Origin of the sequence: Enterobacter cloacae complex sp. CDL013 (assembly GCF_049238805.1) — a bacterium.
Lineage (GTDB): Bacteria > Pseudomonadota > Gammaproteobacteria > Enterobacterales > Enterobacteriaceae > Enterobacter > Enterobacter hormaechei_C.
The window spans coordinates 97,223-115,177 of record NZ_JBMKGT010000003.1; the positions used below are offsets into that span (position 1 = coordinate 97,223).

The window sequence follows — 17,955 nt, forward strand, 5'->3', positions numbered from 1 at the left end:
GTCCGGGATTTTGCAGGGTTCCGCTCTCGGTGTACCATCCCGACAGACCTTAAATTCAACATTAACCCGGAACAAAAAATGACCTCGCGAGTGATTGCCCTGGATTTAGACGGAACACTGCTTACCCCTCAGAAAACCCTGCTCCCCTCTTCTCTTGAGGCCCTCAAACGAGCCCAGGAAGCGGGGTATCAACTTCTCATCGTAACGGGTCGACATCACGTAGCCATTCATCCTTTTTATCAGGCACTGGGCTTAGATACACCTGCAATTTGTTGTAATGGCACCTATTTGTATGATTATCAGGCAAAAAAGGTTTTAGCCTCCGATCCGCTTCCCGTAACGCAGGCGCTGCAATTGATTGATTTACTGGATGAGCACGCCATTCACGGCCTGATGTATGTGGATAACGCCATGGTGTATGAACGCCCTACCGGCCATGTGATCCGCACCAGCAACTGGGCTCTGTCTTTGCCGGAAGCGCAGCGTCCGGTGTTCACTCAGGTTTCCTCCCTGCGCCAGGCGGCGGAAGACGTCGAAGCAATCTGGAAATTTGCCCTGACCGATGAAGACACCGCCAAACTGAATACCTTCGCAAAACATGTCGAGCATACGCTGGGTCTGGAATGTGAATGGTCCTGGCACGATCAGGTGGATATCGCCCGCAAAGGCAACAGCAAAGGAAGGCGTCTGACTCAGTTCGTTGAATCGCAGGGCGGATCAATGCAGGACGTAATTGCCTTCGGCGATAACTATAACGACATCAGCATGCTGGAAGCGTCCGGAACGGGCGTGGCGATGGGTAATGCCGATGACGCGGTGAAAGCGCGCGCTGACGTGGTGATTGGCGATAACACCACCGACAGCATCGCGCAGTATATCTATACCCACCTGCTGTGATCAGGCGGTTATGGAAACGCTCTTGATTTGCGCGTAAAGCCACAGGCCAGGCTTGATACCCAGCTCATCCCTGGCCCACGGGCTGATGCGCGCCCACAGCGTTCTGCTGCCTACTTCCAGCTGCACTTCCACCTGGCCGTTATCATCAAAACACTGCGCCACTTTTGCGCGCAAAATATTGCGGATACTGGTTTGCAGCGGCGGTTGCAGCACCAGGGAGACATCCGACGCCTGAATGCGGATCCGTAACGTGGACTGAATTGGCGTATCGATTTTATTCACCCACAAATGCTGATCGCCCAGCGCCAGCGCGGTCATCGCGTAGTGCGGATGGTGCTCCAGCACGCTCACCTTCAGAATGCTGCTCTGCTGCTCCTTTGGCAGCCATGGATGCATAACGCTGCTGCCCCACACCTCCTCCAGATTGCCGAATGCCTTCACCCTGCCCGCTTCGAGCACCAGCACTTTGTCGGCCAGATGTAAAATCTCATCCAGCGAATGGCTGACGTAGAGCATTGGCACATTGATTTCCCGCGCCAGACGTTGCAGATACGGCAGCAGCTCGCGCTTGCGCGGAATATCCAGCGAGGCCAGCGGCTCATCCAGCAGCAGCAGTTCCGGCGCGGTTAACAGGGCGCGGCCAATCGCCACACGCTGTTTTTCACCACCCGACAGCGACGACGGCAGACGATCCAGCAGCGGTTCGATGCCCAGCAGCGCCACCAGCTTATTGAACTGTCCGGCCATGCTTTTTGCCATGCCGTAACGCAGGTTCCCGCGAACGCTGTAGTGCGGAAACAGGCGCGCATCCTGAAACACATAGCCGATACGGCGTTTGTCCGGTGACAGGCAGACCTTCTTCTCCGCGTCATTTAAGACGCGGTTATTTAGCACAATACGGCCAGACTGGGGACGCGTCAGGCCGCTAATCGCATTAATCAGCGACGTTTTCCCCGCCCCGGACACGCCAAGAATGGCGGTGATACCGCTGGCAGGCAGCGTTTCGTTCAGCGTCAGGGTGTGACTGCCCAGGGTTTGCGTAAAGTTGAGTTCCAGCATCACGGTTTCCCCATCCGTTCACGGCTGAGGCGCGCCAGCCATTCAGACACCAGCAGCGAGACCAGGGCGAGTACAATCGAAATAATACACAGCCGGGCCGCCGCACCTTCGCCGCCCGGGGTCTGAATCAGGGTATACATGGCCGACGGGATGGTCCGCGTCTCGCCGGGAATGTTGGACACAAAGGTGATGGTCGCGCCAAACTCACCCAACGAACGGGCGAAGGCTAACACCGTACCGACGATAATGCCCGGTAACGTAAGCGGAAGCGTAATGGTCAGGAATACCCGCCAGCGGCCTGCGCCCAGCGTGCGGGCGGCCTGTTCTAACCGTATATCCACCCCTTCCAGCGCCAGGCGGATAGCGCGCACCATCAGCGGGAAAGACATTACTGCCGCGGCCAGAACCGCGCCGCGCCAGCTGAAAGCAAAGGTCAGGCCAAACCAGTCGTACAGCCACTCGCCAATAACGCCGCGTCGCCCCATGGAGATCAGCAGCAGATAGCCGACCACCACAGGCGGCAAGACGAGCGGAAGATGAAGAACACTGTCGAGCAGGGCTTTGCCTGGAAACTTCACGCGAACCAGTAACCAGGCAAAGAACACCCCAAAGGGCAAACTCAGCGCAACCGCCAGGGAAGAGACTTTCAGGCTCAGCAGCACGGCCTGCCATTCAGGTTCGGTCAATATCATTCGTGAGTCGTAAATCCGTAACGTTTAAAGATAGCGGACGCTTCAGGCCCCTTCAGGTAGTCAACGAAGGCCGTCACGCTCGCATTTTTATGTCCATCAACTATCGCAACAGGATATTCCACTTTCTTATGCGAGTCTTCCGGGAAGGTGCCCACCACCTTCACACCTTTACTGGCGACGGCATCGGAGCCGTAAACGATCCCGAGTGGCGCTTCGTTACGCTCCACCAGCGCCAGCGCGCCACGCACATCTTCTGCGGGAGCCAGCTTCGGCGATAAGGTTTCCCATGCGCCAAGTTTTTGCAGCGCTTCTTTCGCATAAATCCCGGCAGGAACATGCTCCGGATCGCCCACCGCCAGACGACCACCGTTGAGCAGACGGGTCCAGTCCGTCTGTTTGTTGATGGCGATGTCGCCCTGCTTGCTGTTTGCGGGTGCAACCACCACCAGGCTATTTCCCAGCAGCGTTTCGCGGGTAGCCGTATCAACAGATTTTTTCTCCACCGCGTAATCCATCCATTTCTGATCGGCAGAGATGAACAGATCCGCGGGCGCCCCCGCTTCAATCTGGCGGGCCAGTGTGGACGAGGAGGCAAACGACGAGACCACCTCGACGTTTTTCTCTTTTTTGTATACCGCAGCAATATCCTGCATCGCGTTAGTCAGCGACGCCGCCGCAAAGACCGTGATTTTTCCTTCATCCGCCAGCGCGTGGCCGGTGAGTGAGAGAGTCAGCGTTGCCCCTGCGAAAAGGCGTACCCATGAACGTGCCATTTGAAGCTCCTGTGCGTATCGTTATATACAAACAAATATAACGATATATCGCAGGCGTTCCTAGCGCTAAATCGTACCCATTAATGCGTAAACTCAAGGAACGTTGTAAAAGATATCGGCGGGAGAGGAATAAACTTGAGAGCAAAACGCCCGGGCTGGCCGGGCGTTTTGGAGGAAATCATTGCTGCTTTTTAGGCTGGTCACGACGATGACCAATGTTCGAAAAGACGTTGAACACTTCACCCAGGCCGTAGATGGCACCGAGGATGATAGCCATCACTACTGGCACCATGATTACCGCGAATACCAGACTTTTCAACAACTCTAACATGGTTTTCTCCAGATCTTGTGAACGGCTTATTCTACCCTGAAAAGTAAGAAAAACATCCCCTTTTGTGCGGTGCGCTTTCCGCCCCCGGGCATTTGGGTCACAATAGCCTTTTTGCCGGGACACTGTTATGCAGGCCGAAATTCTCCTCACCCTACGACTTCAGCAGAAGCTTTTCGCCGATCCGCGACGTATCGCCCTGTTAAAACAAATAGAACAAACTGGCTCGATTAGCCAGGGAGCAAAAAACGCCGGCATCAGCTATAAAAGCGCCTGGGATGCGATTAACGACATGAACACCCTGAGTGAACACACGCTGGTTGAGCGCGCCACCGGCGGGAAAGGCGGCGGCGGCGCCGTGTTGACGCGTTACGGGCAACGTCTGATCCAGCTCTACGATTTACTGGCGCAGATCCAGCAAAAAGCATTTGATGTGCTGAGCGATGACGACAACCTGCCGCTGGACAGCCTGCTGGGCGCCATCTCCCGTTTCTCTTTGCAGACCAGCGCCCGTAACCAGTGGTTTGGTACGGTGACGGGGCGCGATCATTCGCAGGTGCAGGAGCATATTGAGATCCTGCTCGCGGACGGCACGACGCGCCTGAAAGCCGCCATCACCGCGCAAAGTGGTCAACGCCTTGGGCTGAACGAAGGTCAGGAGGTGCTGGTATTACTCAAAGCGCCCTGGATCGGCATCGCGCTGAACCCTGAGCAGGCCGCAGAGGCCGACAACCAGCTGCGGGGACGCATCAGCCACATCGAGCGCGGCGCAGAACAGTGTGAAGTGCTGATGACCCTGCCGGATGGACAGTCGCTCTGCGCCACCGTTCCGGTGAACGACGCGACCGAATTAGACGAAGGTGCTGTGGTGACCGCATATTTCAATGCAGACAGGGTAATTATCGCCACATTGTGCTAAGCACATTGACAACCCTGCTTACACTGAGTATCCCTGACATCTGTTGCTGCAAAAAATGGGATAACACATGTCATCATTGCATATTTCGCAAGGCACGTTTCGTCTTAGCGATACCCGTACCTTATCGCTGCCAGAGTTAACCCTTCGCGCCGGAGAAAGCTGGGCGTTTGTGGGCTCTAATGGCAGCGGAAAATCCGCGCTGGCCCGCGCTTTGGCTGGCGAAATAACCCAACTGAAGGGTGAACGTCGGTGCACCTTTACCCGGCTGACGCGCCTTTCCTTCGAACAGCTGCAAAAGCTGGTCAGCGATGAGTGGCAGCGTAACAATACCGATTTGCTCAGCCCCGGCGAAGAAGATACCGGCCGCACGACGGCGGAAATTATCCAGGATGAGATAAAAGATCCTGCCCGCTGTCAGCAGCTGGCGGAGCAATTTGGCATTACCGCCCTGCTTAACCGCCGTTTCAAATATCTTTCTACCGGTGAGACGCGCAAAACGCTGCTGTGTCAGGCGCTGATGAGCGAGCCGGAACTCTTGATCCTGGATGAACCGTTTGACGGACTGGATGTACAGTCCCGCGCGCAGCTGGCAGCGTTGCTGGCGTCGCTTAACCAGCAGGGATACACCCTTGTACTGGTCCTGAACCGCTTTGATGAGATCCCGGATTTCGTACATTATGCAGGCGTGCTGGCGGACTGTAGCCTGACCGAAACCGGCGAGAAAGCCGTACTGCTTCGGCAGGCGCTGATTGCGCAGCTGGCCCACAGCGAGAAACTGGACGGTATTGCCCTGCCGGAGCCGGATGCGCCTTCGGCGCGCCACGGGCTGGATCCTGACCAGCCGCGCATTGTGCTGCGCGATGGGGTGGTTGCTTACGACGATCGCCCTATTCTTAATCACCTCAGCTGGACGGTTAATCCTGGTGAGCACTGGCAGATCGTCGGCCCCAACGGGGCGGGTAAATCCACGCTGCTGAGCCTGATCACCGGGGATCACCCGCAGGGATACAGCAACGATCTCACCCTGTTCGGCCGTCGCCGCGGCAGCGGGGAAACCATCTGGGATATCAAAAAGCACATCGGCTATGTCAGCAGCAGCCTGCATCTGGACTACCGGGTGAGCACCACGGTGCGAAACGTGATCCTCTCTGGCTTCTTCGACTCCATTGGTATTTATCAGGCGGTATCCGACAAGCAGCACAAGCTGGCGCAGCAGTGGCTGGATATTCTGGGTATGGATAACCGGGTCGCCGATGCACCCTTCCACAGCCTGTCGTGGGGGCAGCAGCGGCTGGCATTGATAGTCCGCGCGCTGGTTAAGCACCCTACGCTGCTGATTCTGGATGAACCGTTGCAGGGGCTGGATCCGCTCAACCGTCAGCTGATCCGCCGCTTTGTGGATGTCCTGATTAGCGAAGGTGAAACCCAGCTGCTGTTTGTGTCCCACCATGCTGAGGATGCCCCGTCCTGCATCACCCATCGGCTGGAATTTGTGCCTGACGGCGAGCAATACCGCTACCTGCTGAGCAAAATCGATTAACGCTCGGAGGGCGCTGCCCTCCGCTTTTCAGACAACCTGCAACAATACATCTCTATCTCTTTGATCTACAATGCACTCAGTCTGAGAAAAAGCGCGTGTGAAAACCAGTGTAAACGATACCACTATTTTATCCCATGTCACACTTTTCGCGTCTCTGATATGCTATGGTTAATTCATACCATAAGCCTAATGGAGCGAAATATGCGAGTTCTGGTAACAGGTGGTAGCGGTTACATAGGAAGTCATACCTGTGTGCAACTGCTGCAAAGTGGCCACGATGTCGTCATTCTTGATAACCTGTGCAACAGTAAGCGCAGCGTGCTGCCGGTCATTGAACGCCTTTCGGGTAAACAGCCGACTTTCGTGGAAGGCGATATCCGCAATGAAGCATTGATGACTGAAATCCTTCACGATCACGCGATTGAAACCGTTATCCACTTCGCGGGCCTGAAAGCGGTTGGCGAATCGGTGGCAAAACCGCTTGAATACTATGACAACAACGTCAACGGTACCCTGCGTCTGATCTCCGCCATGCGTGCGGCCAACGTTAAAAACTTTATCTTCAGCTCTTCCGCAACCGTCTACGGCGATCAGCCAAAAATTCCTTACGTTGAAAGCTTCCCGACCGGTACGCCGCAAAGCCCGTATGGCAAAAGCAAGCTGATGGTAGAGCAGATCCTGACCGACCTGCAAAAAGCCCAGCCTGAGTGGAGCATCGCGTTGCTGCGCTACTTCAACCCGGTCGGCGCACATCCTTCAGGTGATATGGGCGAAGATCCGCAGGGCATTCCTAACAACCTGATGCCGTATATCGCGCAGGTTGCCGTAGGGCGTCGCGATTCCCTGGCGATTTTTGGTAACGATTATCCCACCGAAGATGGCACCGGCGTGCGCGATTACATTCACGTCATGGATCTGGCCGACGGCCACGTGGCGGCGATGCAGCAACTGGCGGACAAACCGGGCGTGCATATTTACAACCTCGGCGCCGGGATTGGCAGCAGCGTGCTGGATGTGGTGAATGCTTTCAGTAAAGCCTGCGGCAAGCCGGTGAAGTATCACTTCGCTCCCCGCCGTGATGGCGACCTCCCGGCTTACTGGGCCGATGCCACCAAAGCGGATAAAGAGCTCAACTGGCGTGTCACCCGCACGCTCGATGAAATGGCACAGGATACCTGGCACTGGCAATCACGCCATCCGCAGGGCTATCCGGACTAAGGATTTGTCATGACGCAATTCAATCCCGTCGATCACCCGCATCGTCGTTTTAACCCGCTCAGCGGGCAATGGATTTTAGTTTCACCGCATCGCGCCAAGCGCCCCTGGCAGGGGGCGCAAGAGACGCCTGCCAAACAGACGCTGCCGCAGCATGATCCGGACTGTTTCCTCTGCCCGGGCAATACCCGCGTGACGGGCGATAAAAACCCGGACTACAAAGGCACCTTCGTGTTTACTAACGACTTTGCCGCGCTGATGACCGATACGCCGGACGCGCCGGAAAGCCATGACCCGCTGATGCGCTGCGAAAGCGCCCGCGGCACCAGCCGCGTGATCTGCTTCTCGCCCGATCACAGCAAAACGTTGCCGGAGCTGAGCGTGGATGCCCTGAAAGAGGTGGTCAGCACCTGGCAGGTGCAAACCGCGGAGCTGGGCCAGAGCTATCCGTGGGTGCAGGTGTTTGAAAATAAAGGCGCGGCGATGGGCTGCTCCAACCCACATCCGCACGGTCAGATCTGGGCGAACAGCTTCCTGCCGAACGAAGCCGAGCGTGAGGACCGACTGCAAAAAGCGTATTTCACCCAGAACGGTTCGCCTATGCTGGTGGATTACACCCAGCGTGAGCTGGCGGATGGCAGCCGTACCGTGGTGGAAACCGAACACTGGCTTGCGGTAGTCCCTTACTGGGCGGCGTGGCCATTTGAGACGCTGCTGCTGCCGAAAGCCCATGTTCAGCGCATTACCGAACTCAGCGACGCCCAGCGTGACGACCTGGCGCTGGCGCTGAAAAAACTGACCAGCCGCTACGACAACCTCTTCCAGTGCTCCTTCCCCTACTCCATGGGCTGGCACGGCGCGCCGTTTAACGGCGAAGAGAATCAACACTGGCAGTTACATGCACACTTCTACCCGCCGCTGCTGCGCTCAGCAACGGTACGTAAATTCATGGTGGGCTATGAAATGCTGGCGGAAACCCAGCGCGACCTGACGGCGGAACAGGCGGCAGAACGTCTGCGTGCCGTTAGCGACGTCCATTACCGCGAATCAGGAGTCTAAAAATGAGTCTGAAAGATAAAACACAATCCCTGTTTGCTGAAAAATTTGGCTACCCTGCCACCCATGTTATCCAGGCGCCAGGCCGCGTTAATCTGATCGGCGAGCACACCGACTATAACGACGGTTTTGTCCTGCCGTGTGCCATCGACTACCAGACGGTGATCAGCTGTGCGAAACGCGACGATCGTCATGTGCGAGTAATCGCCGCGGATTACGGCAACGAAATTGACGAATTTTCCCTCGATGCGCCGATCGTGACCCACGACAGCCAGCAGTGGTCGAACTATGTTCGCGGCGTGGTGAAGCACCTGCAAAAGCGTAACAAGAATTTCGGCGGGGCCGATCTGGTGATCAGCGGCAACGTGCCGCAGGGGGCGGGATTAAGCTCTTCCGCATCTCTGGAAGTGGCGGTCGGCACCGTGTTCCAGCAGCTTTATCATCTGCCGCTGGACGGGGCGCAGATCGCCCTGAACGGTCAGGAAGCGGAAAACCAGTTCGTGGGCTGCAACTGCGGCATTATGGATCAGCTGATTTCCGCGCTGGGCAAGAAAGAACACGCTTTGCTGATTGACTGTCGCTCCCTCGGGACCAAAGCGGTTCCGCTGCCTAAAGGTGCGGCTGTGGTGATCATCAACAGCAACTTCAAACGCACCCTGGTGGGCAGCGAGTACAACACCCGTCGCGAACAGTGCGAAACCGGCGCGCGCTTCTTCCAGCAGCCAGCCCTGCGTGATGTCTCACTTGATGAATTTAACAAGGTCGCCCACGAGCTGGACCCGGTTGTCACGAAGCGCGTGCGCCATATACTGACCGAAAATGCCCGTACCGTAGAAGCCGCCTCCGCGCTGGCGAAAGGTGACCTGAAACGGATGGGCGAGCTGATGGCCGAATCGCATGCCTCCATGCGTGACGATTTCGAAATCACCGTGCCGCAAATCGACACCCTGGTTGAAATTGTGAAAGCCACGATTGGCGACAAAGGCGGCGTGCGTATGACCGGCGGCGGATTTGGCGGGTGCGTCGTCGCCCTCGTGCCGGAAGAGCTGGTCCCTGCCGTCCAGGACGCCGTGGCTAAGCAGTACGAAGCCAAAACGGGCATCAAAGAAACTTTCTACGTCTGTAAAGCATCACAAGGAGCCGGACAGTGCTAAACGAAATACCTACACTCGCACCGGATGGTCTGCCGTATCGCCTGTTAACCCTGCGCAACAGCGCCGGGATGGTGGTTACGCTGATGGACTGGGGCGCAACGTTACTTTCTGCCCGCGTACCGATGCCTGACGGCAGCGTGCGCGAAACCCTGCTCGGCTGCGCATCGCCGGAGCAGTATATCGAGCAGACCGCTTTTCTGGGCGCATCCATAGGCCGCTACGCTAACCGCATCGCCAGAAGCCGGTTTACGCTGGACGGCGTAACGTATTCCCTGCTTGCCAGCCAGGGCGAAAATCAGCTGCACGGCGGCCCGGAAGGGTTTGATAAACGTCGCTGGAAGATTGTGCAGCAAAATGACGGTGAGGTCTGGTTCTCTCTGGACTCCCTCGATGGAGACCAGGGTTTCCCGGGCAATCTCACCGCAACGGCGCGCTTCACCCTGACCGAAGATAATCGCATCGCCATTGAGTACCGCGCGACCGTCGATAAGCCGTGCCCGGTCAACCTGACTAACCACGCCTATTTCAACCTTGACGGTAATCAGACCGATGTCCGCAGCCACAAACTCCAGATCCTGTCGGACGAGTATCTGCCGGTCGATGAGATGGGTATCCCTTATCAGGGGCTGAAACCGGTAAGCGGTAATAGCTTTGATTTTCGTCAGCCGAAAACCATCGCCCAGGATTTCCTGAGTGATGACGATCAGCGCAAGGTGAAAGGCTACGACCACGCGTTCCTGTTGCAGGCGAAAGGCGATCTTTCTCAACCTGCCGCACAGGTCTGGTCTGCTGATGAGAAGTTACAGATGACGGTCTACACCACCGCCCCCGCCCTACAGTTCTATTCCGGTAACTATCTGGAGGGTACCACGGCGCGCGAACATGACGCCTACGGCGCCTGGCAAGGCCTGGCGCTGGAGAGCGAGTTCCTGCCAGACAGTCCTAACCATCCTGAATGGCCGCAGCCGGACTGCGTGCTACGTCCGGGTGAAGAGTACGTAAGCGTCACCGAGTATCATTTCATTCCGCGCGCTTAATGTCCGGCGGCGCACGGGCCTACAAATGTAGGCCTGATAAGCGAAGCGCCATCCGGCAAAAAAGCCTGGCCCTCACCGCGAGGGCTTTTTTATCTCCGCCTTGCTGAAAATAGCGGCGATCGCAGACAAAATCATAACCCTGGATTCACATGCATCTTACACTCTCGAACTATTTTCGCTATGGTTAGGGTTAAGCGTTGCTGCTGGCACAGTCACGGCAATATAATGAGAATTGTTATCATTCAAAATGCTTGAGGAGTAAGAAATGGCTAATACTAAGCTTGTCCTGGTGCGCCACGGCGAAAGCCAGTGGAACAACGAAAACCGCTTCACCGGTTGGTATGACGTTGATCTGTCCGAGAAAGGCGTGAGCGAAGCAAAAGCGGCAGGTAAACTGCTGAAAGAAGAAGGCTTCACCTTTGACTTTGCTTACACCTCTGTGCTGAAACGTGCCATCCATACCCTGTGGAACATTCTGGACGAGCTGGATCAGGCCTGGCTGCCGGTTGAGAAATCCTGGAAACTGAACGAGCGTCACTACGGTGCGCTGCAAGGTCTGAACAAAGCGGAAACCGCAGAAAAATACGGTGACGAGCAGGTTAAGCAGTGGCGTCGTGGTTTTGCGGTTACGCCTCCAGAGCTGAGCAAAGATGACGAGCGCTACCCGGGCCACGATCCGCGTTACGCGAAGCTGACTGAGGCTGAACTGCCGCAGACCGAAAGCCTGGCGCTGACCATCGACCGCGTTGTGCCTTACTGGAACGAAACCATTCTGCCACGCCTGAAAAGCGGCGAGCGCGTCATTATCGCTGCTCACGGTAACTCCCTGCGTGCGCTGGTGAAATACCTGGACAACATGGGTGAAGATGAAATCCTCGAGCTGAACATCCCTACCGGCGTGCCGCTGGTGTACGAGTTCGACGAAAACTTCAAGCCAGTTAAACATTACTACCTGGGTAACGCCGACGAAATCGCTGCAAAAGCGGCAGCCGTGGCGAACCAGGGTAAAGCGAAGTAATATTTGCCGGACATAAAAAAAGCGTGGAGAAATCCACGCTTTTTTGTTACCCGCAACAAACTTAGCCGCGACGCGCTTTTACCGCATCCGCCAACTGACGCAGGATCGCATCGGTATCGTCCCAGCCAATGCAGGCATCCGTCACGCTCTTACCGTAGACCAGCGGCTCGCTGCCCTCCAGGTTCTGGTTGCCTTCAACCAGATGGCTCTCAATCATCACCCCAATCACTGCGCGTTCACCGCTGGCGATTTGCTGACACACATCTGCGCCGACTTCCATCTGCTTTTTGAACTGTTTGCTGGAGTTGGCATGGCTGAAATCGATCATCACCTGCGGTGCCAGACCTGCTTTCTCCAGCCCTGCTTTTACCTCCGCTACGTGTTTAGCGCTATAGTTAGGCTCTTTACCGCCGCGCAGTATGATATGGCAATCGCCATTACCGCTGGTATTCACGATAGCCGAGTGGCCCCACTTGGTCACCGACAGGAAGCAGTGCGGCGCGCCCGCCGCATTAATGGCGTCAATGGCGACCTTGATGGTGCCATCAGTGCCATTTTTGAAACCCACCGGGCATGACAGGCCAGACGCCAGCTCGCGGTGAACCTGAGATTCAGTCGTACGCGCACCAATAGCGCCCCAGCTCATCAGGTCAGCCAGATACTGCGGGGTGATCATATCGAGGAATTCTCCGGCAGCAGGCAGCCCGCTGTCGTTGATCTCCAGCAGCAGCTTACGCGCAATGCGCAGGCCGTCGTTAATCTGGAAACTGTTGTCCATATGCGGATCGTTGATTAACCCTTTCCAACCTACGGTGGTACGCGGTTTTTCGAAATAAACGCGCATCACGATTTCCAGTTCGCCTTTCAGCTCTTCACGCAGGGCGAGCAGACGCGACGCATACTCTTTGGCCGCAGCAGGATCGTGAATGGAGCATGGCCCGATCACTACCAGAAGACGATCGTCGCTACCTTTCAGGATCTTGTGGATCGCCTTGCGGGCATGAGACACCGTGTTGGCGGCATTTTCGGTGGCGGGGAATTTTTCAAGGAGCGCTACGGGAGGTAATAACTCATTGATCTCTTTAATGCGTAAATCGTCGTTCTGATAATTCATCTTCTTTCCGGCTCTGCCATATCTTTAGTAATGAAAGCAATCCTTTCAATCTAACTTGTCGGACACGAAGTGTAAACGGGCTTTTACACTTCGCGCAGATAATTCCTGGAATTCGCCTAAAATACGCAACAAAATAGCGAAAAATGAGATCTGGCCTAAGCTTTTTACTTGTAACGACTGTTTTTAAATATTTATACGCGATTCCATCCTGACATAATTCAGGAGTCCGGAATCTTTCGCCACTGAACAAGATGCACTGTTGGAGAATGTTATCCAGCGTAACGATAAGAACAGGAGCACCATGATGAAAATGACGAAACTGACTACGCTTTTCCTGACGGCAACCCTTACCCTGGCAAGCGGTAGCGTACTGGCTGCTGATGCAGGCTCATCCGGCAGCAACGGCGACGCGAATGCCGCTGCCGAAGCAGGCCAGGTTGCGCCGGATGCAAAACAGAATATCGCGCCAAACAATGTTGATAACAGTAATATCAACACGGGCAATACCAATACTGGCGGGACGAACACAGGCACGATGAACCATGAGGGTATGACTACCGACGAGGTGCATAAAAACTCAGTCTGTAAAGACGGGAAATGCCCGGACCCGAATGACAAAGTGGGCAGCGATGCCAATACCAAAACGGACGGTACTACCCAGTAACCTTCCATAAGGTAAAACAGGGAGAGCGAATGCTCTCCTTTTTTATTTAAGCTCTTAAAAACGCTACACTAAAAATAATAATAAATCAGGAACGATACCATGGCGCACTCCCACTCCCATTCCCACTCCACTGGCGATGAAAATGCCAAACGGCTTTTGCTGGCTTTTGGCGTCACTGCCACCTTTATGATTATTGAGGTCACAGGCGGGCTGATATCCGGATCGCTGGCGCTGCTGGCCGATGCCGGGCATATGCTGACCGACGCTGCCGCGCTCCTGTTTGCTCTGCTGGCCGTGCAGTTTGCCCGTCGCCCTCCCAATACCCGCCACACCTTTGGCTGGCTCAGACTGACCACGCTTGCCGCCTTTGTGAATGCGATTGCCTTAGTGGTGATTACCATACTCATCGTATGGGAGGCTTTTCAGCGCTTTCGGCATCCCCAACCGGTAGCCGGGACAACAATGATGGTTATCGCCATTGCCGGGTTGGTCGCCAATATTCTGGCGTTCTGGATATTGCACCGCGGCAGCAGTGAAAAAAATCTGAACGTACGGGCCGCGGCGCTTCATGTGCTGGGCGATCTGCTGGGTTCCGTAGGGGCCATCGTAGCCGCGCTGATCATTATGGGTACGGGCTGGACCCCCATCGACCCGATTCTTTCCGTGCTGGTATCGTGCCTTGTATTACGCAGTGCCTGGCGGCTGTTGAAAGAGAGCGTCAATGAGCTGCTGGAAGGCGCTCCCACGTCGCTGGATATTGGCGAGCTAAAACGCAATCTGTGTCGTTCCATTCCTGAAGTCCGTAACGTTCACCACGTTCACGTCTGGCTGGTGGGTGAGAAACCGCTGATGACGCTGCACGTTCAGGTTATTCCGCCCCACGATCACGATGCGTTGCTTGAACGTATTCGGCATTTCCTCGAGCATCACTATGAGATTGCGCACTCCACTATCCAGATGGAGTACCAGCCTTGCAGCGGGCCAGACTGCCACCTTAACGAGGCGCAGTCCGGCCACTCACATGCACATCATCATTAACGGGAAAGCGCGCGAGAGCCACGCTCACGCGCGCTGTTAATCCACATGCGGCTGCCGTTGAGAGCAATGAAGGTCAGGAGCATATACTCCAGCGACATGGCATAAACACCCTGGCGGGCAAAAATCACCACGCTAATGACATTGATGACCACCCACAACAGCCAGTTCTCAACGTATTTACGGGTCATCAGGATCATTGCGGCAATTGACAACACCATCATGCAGGAATCCCAGAACGGGAAGGCATCCGGCTGAAGCTCAGGCATCGTCACGTTCAATCCCAGACCTGACATCACCGAGACCGCCACGCGCGTCAGGAAGGCAAATACCGGATCAATAAAGACGGTCATAAAGCCGATAGCCACCACGCAGGCCGCGAACCAGGCGATGGCTTTAGGCAACGGCAGCCAGCGGATTTGCAACTCCGCCTCCTGCTGGCTGTTTTGCCGAGACCAGGCGTACCAGCCATAGATATTGGCCGCGAAGAAGAACAGCTGTAGAAGCAGGCTGGCGTAGAGCTGGATCTGGAAGAAGATGATCGCAAACAGCGTGACGTTTATCAGCCCGAACGCATAGTTGCTGATCTTCTCAAGGCTGGCCAGCCAGATACAGAGTAAACCGGCCAGCGTACCCACCGCTTCAATCCACGACAGGTCATAGCCGCCCGCACCAATCGGGATATGAACCAGGATGTTCTGTGTGCTAAAAAAATCCATTTTTTCTCCGGGGCGTAATAAGTTAAGTACGTAGTGTAGCCGCAAAATCCAGCATACGGTTAAGTGGAATTAACGCGCCTTCACGCAGAGCGGCATCCACGTGGATCTCATGCGCTGCGCCACCGTTCTCAAGCGCCTCCGAAATCGCTTTGAGCCCATTCATCGCCATCCACGGGCAATGCGCGCAGCTTCGGCAGCTCGCCCCTTCTCCGGCGGTTGGCGCTTCAAGCAGCTCTTTTTCCGGCACGGCCTGTTGCATTTTGTAGAAGATACCGCGATCGGTCGCCACGATGAGCTGCTTGTGTGGCAGCGTTTTTGCCGCGTTAATTAACTGGCTGGTTGAGCCGACGGCGTCCGCCATGTCGACGATCGACTGCGGAGATTCCGGGTGCACCAGTATCGCGGCCTGCGGGTATAAGCCTTTCATCCGGGTCAGCGCCTGGGTCTTGAACTCATCGTGGACGATACAGGCCCCCTGCCAGCACAGCACATCCGCACCGGTCTGTTTTTGTACGTAGTTTCCCAGGTGACGATCGGGCGCCCAGATGATTTTCTCCCCCAGGCTGTCCAGATGTTCAATCAGCTCAACGGCGATACTGGACGTCACTACCCAGTCCGCCCGGGCTTTCACCGCCGCAGACGTGTTGGCATAGACCACCACGGTACGGTCAGGGTGGGCATCACAGAAGGCGGTGAACTCATCAATCGGGCAACCGAGGTCAAGGGAGCATTCGGCATTCAGCGTCGGCATCAGTATGGTTTTTTCCGGGCTGAGGATTTTTGCCGTTTCGCCCATGAAGCGCACACCTGCAACCAGCAGCGTGGAGGCAGGATGTTTAGCACCGAAACGCGCCATTTCCAGGGAATCTGAGATACAGCCGCCCGTCTCTTCCGCCAGCTGCTGAATTTCCGGGTCGGTGTAGTAATGCGCCACCATCACCGCATCACGCTCTTTAAGCAGGCGCTTGATTTTCTCTCGATAGAACTGTTTTTCATCCCGGCTTAGCGGAGCAGGCTTTGGCGGGAAGGGATAGATTGCGGTTTCGGGATCAAACATCACACTCATTATGGCTTCTCGTTTTACTGGCTTAACAATATTGCCTTTGTTTTGCATTAGATAACAAAAATGAGGCAATGGTGTTTTGTATACTAAACAAGATAGCGAATTTGAGGGGGAATGTCATCGGGAATTGATGCCGGTAGCATCTGTCGGGTGGCGGCTTCGCCTTACCCGACCTACAAGGCACTGGCGAACGACAGATAGCAAAAAGGCGCCTTTAGGGCGCCTTTTTACATTGGTGGGTCGTGCAGGATTCGAACCTGCGACCAATTGATTAAAAGTCAACTGCTCTACCAACTGAGCTAACGACCCCTTACGGGATGTACTTCAAATCTATTCAGGCTGGTGGGTCGTGCAGGATTCGAACCTGCGACCAATTGATTAAAAGTCAACTGCTCTACCAACTGAGCTAACGACCCATTCGGGTGTTGCCTGAATTATCACTCGGTACCAATAAAATTGGTGGGTCGTGCAGGATTCGAACCTGCGACCAATTGATTAAAAGTCAACTGCTCTACCAACTGAGCTAACGACCCGAGTGGTGGGTGATGACGGGCTCGAACCGCCGACCCCCTCCGTGTAAAGGAGATGCTCTACCAACTGAGCTAATCACCCACTCTGTGCTGCCGGAACTGCTTTAAGTGGTGGGTCGTGCAGGATTCGAACCTGCGACCAATTGATTAAAAGTCAACTGCTCTACCAACTGAGCTAACGACCCACTTTTGCGCTGCTTTCACGTTGTTTGATATCCCGTGGCAACGGCGGCATATATTACTGATTTAAGAATTCTGCGCAACAAAAATTTCGATGAAGATCACTTAACTGCTTAGGAATCATGCTGCACGACCAGAAATAACGCGATTTCTGGTCATGCGATAATCAACCCATCGAACTCAAACGTTTTTGTGCCTGTTTGGCGCCGTCTGTACCCGGGAATTTCGCAACCACCTGCTGATAAACCGCTTTGGCTTTTGCAGTGTCGCCTTTGTCCTGCATGATCACGCCGACTTTATACATCGCATCAGGCGCTTTTGGTGATTTCGGGTAATTTTTCACCACAGAGGCAAAATAAAACGCCGCATCATCCTTTTTACCCTTGTTGTAATTCAACTGACCCAGCCAGTAGTTCGCATTTGGCTGGTAAGTGGAATCAGGGTACTTCTTAACGAAGTTCTGAAACGCAACGATAGCATCGTCCTGGCGCGATTTGTCCTGCACCAGGGCAATGGCCGCGTTGTAGTCCGTATTCGCGTCACCGCTCTGTACAGGCGCACCAGACGACGCGGAGGCATCTGCCGCAGGTGCAGGCGTCGCCGCACCGCTTTGATCGCCTGCTGCTGGCTGTGCTGCTGCTCCGCCGCTGTTCAGGCTATCCATCTGCAACAAAATTTGCTTCTGGCGCTCCACAACCTGATTAAGCTGATACTGACTCTCCTGGATCTGACCACGAAGGGAATCAATATCATTCTGGTTATCGGAAAGCTGCTGCTGGAGTTGAGTTAAAAGCTGGCTGTGAGCGTTAGAAATACGCTCGAGTTGAGTGACTCGATCTTCTACCGAGCCTGAGCCGACACTACTGATTGGTGCCTGAGCAAAAGCGGCCCAGGGGGCCGCTATTCCAACCAGTAACGACAGACTCATCAGATGATGTCTGAAGTTACTGCTCATGCAATTC

General features: G+C 55.2%; 18 protein-coding genes and 5 tRNA genes. 10 read left to right on the forward strand and 13 right to left on the reverse strand.

The window, feature by feature from the left end:
* Positions 1-78 precede the first annotated feature (78 nt).
* Entirely contained in the window at positions 79-897 is an 819-nt protein-coding gene (locus ACOTXD_RS06185) for a pyridoxal phosphatase (protein WP_003858539.1), read from the forward strand.
* On the opposite strand, the gene modC is transcribed toward ACOTXD_RS06185, so the two are convergent.
* The 4 genes from modC to ACOTXD_RS06205 form a co-directional block, all read right to left on the reverse strand.
* Positions 898-1,956: a molybdenum ABC transporter ATP-binding protein ModC gene (gene modC / locus ACOTXD_RS06190; protein WP_421766389.1), complete on the reverse strand. Its 1,059-nt coding sequence runs from the start codon at positions 1,954-1,956 to the stop codon at positions 898-900.
* Positions 1,956-2,648 carry a molybdate ABC transporter permease subunit gene (gene modB, locus ACOTXD_RS06195; protein WP_061856293.1) on the reverse strand — a complete coding sequence of 231 codons (693 nt, stop codon included), beginning with the start codon at positions 2,646-2,648 and terminating at the stop codon, positions 1,956-1,958. The genes modC and modB overlap by 1 nt, the downstream gene beginning before the upstream one ends.
* The gene (gene modA, locus ACOTXD_RS06200; protein WP_022650631.1) at positions 2,645-3,421 is read right to left on the reverse strand and encodes a molybdate ABC transporter substrate-binding protein; all 777 of its coding nucleotides are present in this window, start codon (positions 3,419-3,421) and stop codon (positions 2,645-2,647) included. Before modA ends, modB begins: the two co-directional genes overlap by 4 nt.
* A gap of 178 nt (positions 3,422-3,599) precedes the next feature.
* On the reverse strand, positions 3,600-3,752 hold the full coding sequence (locus tag ACOTXD_RS06205) for an AcrZ family multidrug efflux pump-associated protein (protein ID WP_003858549.1): 153 nt from the start codon (positions 3,750-3,752) through the stop codon (positions 3,600-3,602).
* Positions 3,753-3,879: 127 nt separating this feature from the next.
* Between ACOTXD_RS06205 and modE the strand changes: the two genes are divergently transcribed.
* The 7 genes from modE to gpmA all read left to right on the forward strand — a co-directional run bounded on the left by modE (position 3,880) and on the right by gpmA (position 11,688).
* Entirely contained in the window at positions 3,880-4,668 is a 789-nt protein-coding gene (modE, locus tag ACOTXD_RS06210; protein WP_048210461.1) for a molybdenum-dependent transcriptional regulator, read from the forward strand.
* Between the two features lie 67 nt (positions 4,669-4,735).
* Positions 4,736-6,208 (forward strand): molybdate ABC transporter ATP-binding protein ModF, encoded by a 1,473-nt coding sequence (modF, locus tag ACOTXD_RS06215; protein ID WP_022650629.1) that lies wholly within the window; start codon positions 4,736-4,738, stop codon positions 6,206-6,208.
* A gap of 201 nt (positions 6,209-6,409) precedes the next feature.
* A complete protein-coding gene (gene galE / locus ACOTXD_RS06220; RefSeq protein WP_003858554.1) occupies positions 6,410-7,426 on the forward strand; it encodes a UDP-glucose 4-epimerase GalE in 1,017 nt (338 codons plus the stop codon).
* 9 nt (positions 7,427-7,435) lie between these two features.
* Entirely contained in the window at positions 7,436-8,482 is a 1,047-nt protein-coding gene (galT, locus tag ACOTXD_RS06225; protein ID WP_022650627.1) for a galactose-1-phosphate uridylyltransferase, read from the forward strand.
* Positions 8,483-8,484: 2 nt separating this feature from the next.
* Positions 8,485-9,633, forward strand: coding sequence for a galactokinase (gene galK / locus ACOTXD_RS06230; protein WP_003858559.1), 1,149 nt, complete (start codon positions 8,485-8,487; stop codon positions 9,631-9,633).
* Positions 9,627-10,670, forward strand: coding sequence for a galactose-1-epimerase (galM, locus tag ACOTXD_RS06235; protein ID WP_003858560.1), 1,044 nt, complete (start codon positions 9,627-9,629; stop codon positions 10,668-10,670). The genes galK and galM overlap by 7 nt, the downstream gene beginning before the upstream one ends.
* A 265-nt stretch (positions 10,671-10,935) precedes the next feature.
* Positions 10,936-11,688: a 2,3-diphosphoglycerate-dependent phosphoglycerate mutase gene (gene gpmA, locus ACOTXD_RS06240; RefSeq protein ID WP_003858562.1), complete on the forward strand. Its 753-nt coding sequence runs from the start codon at positions 10,936-10,938 to the stop codon at positions 11,686-11,688.
* 61 nt (positions 11,689-11,749) lie between these two features.
* Here gpmA and aroG read toward each other — a convergent pair whose 3' ends face one another.
* The gene (gene aroG / locus ACOTXD_RS06245; RefSeq protein ID WP_003858564.1) at positions 11,750-12,802 is read right to left on the reverse strand and encodes a 3-deoxy-7-phosphoheptulonate synthase AroG; all 1,053 of its coding nucleotides are present in this window, start codon (positions 12,800-12,802) and stop codon (positions 11,750-11,752) included.
* Between the two features lie 304 nt (positions 12,803-13,106).
* Here aroG and ACOTXD_RS06250 point away from each other — a divergent pair, with 304 nt between their 5' ends.
* Both ACOTXD_RS06250 and zitB read left to right on the forward strand, forming a co-directional pair.
* Complete coding sequence (locus ACOTXD_RS06250) at positions 13,107-13,466, forward strand: protein YbgS (RefSeq protein WP_003858566.1); 360 nt, start codon at positions 13,107-13,109, stop codon at positions 13,464-13,466.
* A 99-nt stretch (positions 13,467-13,565) separates the two neighbouring features.
* The gene (zitB, locus tag ACOTXD_RS06255; RefSeq protein WP_126501143.1) at positions 13,566-14,504 is read left to right on the forward strand and encodes a CDF family zinc transporter ZitB; all 939 of its coding nucleotides are present in this window, start codon (positions 13,566-13,568) and stop codon (positions 14,502-14,504) included.
* Here the strand turns inward: zitB and pnuC are convergent.
* The 8 genes from pnuC to cpoB all read right to left on the reverse strand — a co-directional run bounded on the left by pnuC (position 14,501) and on the right by cpoB (position 17,948).
* Positions 14,501-15,220 (reverse strand): nicotinamide riboside transporter PnuC, encoded by a 720-nt coding sequence (gene pnuC / locus ACOTXD_RS06260; RefSeq protein ID WP_022650623.1) that lies wholly within the window; start codon positions 15,218-15,220, stop codon positions 14,501-14,503. The two genes, zitB and pnuC, sit on opposite strands and share 4 nt — an antisense overlap.
* A 22-nt stretch (positions 15,221-15,242) precedes the next feature.
* Positions 15,243-16,286, reverse strand: coding sequence for a quinolinate synthase NadA (gene nadA, locus ACOTXD_RS06265; RefSeq protein ID WP_003858573.1), 1,044 nt, complete (start codon positions 16,284-16,286; stop codon positions 15,243-15,245).
* Positions 16,287-16,516: 230 nt separating this feature from the next.
* A tRNA-Lys gene (locus tag ACOTXD_RS06270) sits at positions 16,517-16,592 on the reverse strand.
* A 31-nt stretch (positions 16,593-16,623) separates the two neighbouring features.
* Positions 16,624-16,699 (reverse strand) — tRNA-Lys (locus tag ACOTXD_RS06275).
* Positions 16,700-16,740: 41 nt separating this feature from the next.
* Positions 16,741-16,816: transfer RNA gene (locus ACOTXD_RS06280), tRNA-Lys, on the reverse strand.
* Positions 16,817-16,819: 3 nt separating this feature from the next.
* Positions 16,820-16,895: transfer RNA gene (locus ACOTXD_RS06285), tRNA-Val, on the reverse strand.
* 27 nt (positions 16,896-16,922) lie between these two features.
* Positions 16,923-16,998 (reverse strand) — tRNA-Lys (locus tag ACOTXD_RS06290).
* A 161-nt stretch (positions 16,999-17,159) separates the two neighbouring features.
* A complete protein-coding gene (gene cpoB / locus ACOTXD_RS06295) occupies positions 17,160-17,948 on the reverse strand; it encodes a cell division protein CpoB (protein ID WP_003858574.1) in 789 nt (262 codons plus the stop codon).
* Positions 17,949-17,955 lie beyond the last annotated feature (7 nt).

Coding starts and splice junctions, on each gene's coding strand:
- zitB (WP_126501143.1), top strand. CDS start 13,566: ATGGCGCACTCCCACTCCCATTCCCACTCCACTGGCGATGAAAATGCC.
- nadA (WP_003858573.1), bottom strand. CDS start 16,286: ATGAGTGTGATGTTTGATCCCGAAACCGCAATCTATCCCTTCCCGCCA.
- modF (WP_022650629.1), top strand. CDS start 4,736: ATGTCATCATTGCATATTTCGCAAGGCACGTTTCGTCTTAGCGATACC.
- ACOTXD_RS06205 (WP_003858549.1), bottom strand. CDS start 3,752: ATGTTAGAGTTGTTGAAAAGTCTGGTATTCGCGGTAATCATGGTGCCA.
- gpmA (WP_003858562.1), top strand. CDS start 10,936: ATGGCTAATACTAAGCTTGTCCTGGTGCGCCACGGCGAAAGCCAGTGG.
- ACOTXD_RS06250 (WP_003858566.1), top strand. CDS start 13,107: ATGAAAATGACGAAACTGACTACGCTTTTCCTGACGGCAACCCTTACC.
- cpoB (WP_003858574.1), bottom strand. CDS start 17,948: ATGAGCAGTAACTTCAGACATCATCTGATGAGTCTGTCGTTACTGGTT.
- galK (WP_003858559.1), top strand. CDS start 8,485: ATGAGTCTGAAAGATAAAACACAATCCCTGTTTGCTGAAAAATTTGGC.
- ACOTXD_RS06185 (WP_003858539.1), top strand. CDS start 79: ATGACCTCGCGAGTGATTGCCCTGGATTTAGACGGAACACTGCTTACC.
- aroG (WP_003858564.1), bottom strand. CDS start 12,802: ATGAATTATCAGAACGACGATTTACGCATTAAAGAGATCAATGAGTTA.
- modC (WP_421766389.1), bottom strand. CDS start 1,956: ATGCTGGAACTCAACTTTACGCAAACCCTGGGCAGTCACACCCTGACG.
- pnuC (WP_022650623.1), bottom strand. CDS start 15,220: ATGGATTTTTTTAGCACACAGAACATCCTGGTTCATATCCCGATTGGT.
- galE (WP_003858554.1), top strand. CDS start 6,410: ATGCGAGTTCTGGTAACAGGTGGTAGCGGTTACATAGGAAGTCATACC.
- galT (WP_022650627.1), top strand. CDS start 7,436: ATGACGCAATTCAATCCCGTCGATCACCCGCATCGTCGTTTTAACCCG.
- modB (WP_061856293.1), bottom strand. CDS start 2,648: ATGATATTGACCGAACCTGAATGGCAGGCCGTGCTGCTGAGCCTGAAA.
- modE (WP_048210461.1), top strand. CDS start 3,880: ATGCAGGCCGAAATTCTCCTCACCCTACGACTTCAGCAGAAGCTTTTC.
- modA (WP_022650631.1), bottom strand. CDS start 3,421: ATGGCACGTTCATGGGTACGCCTTTTCGCAGGGGCAACGCTGACTCTC.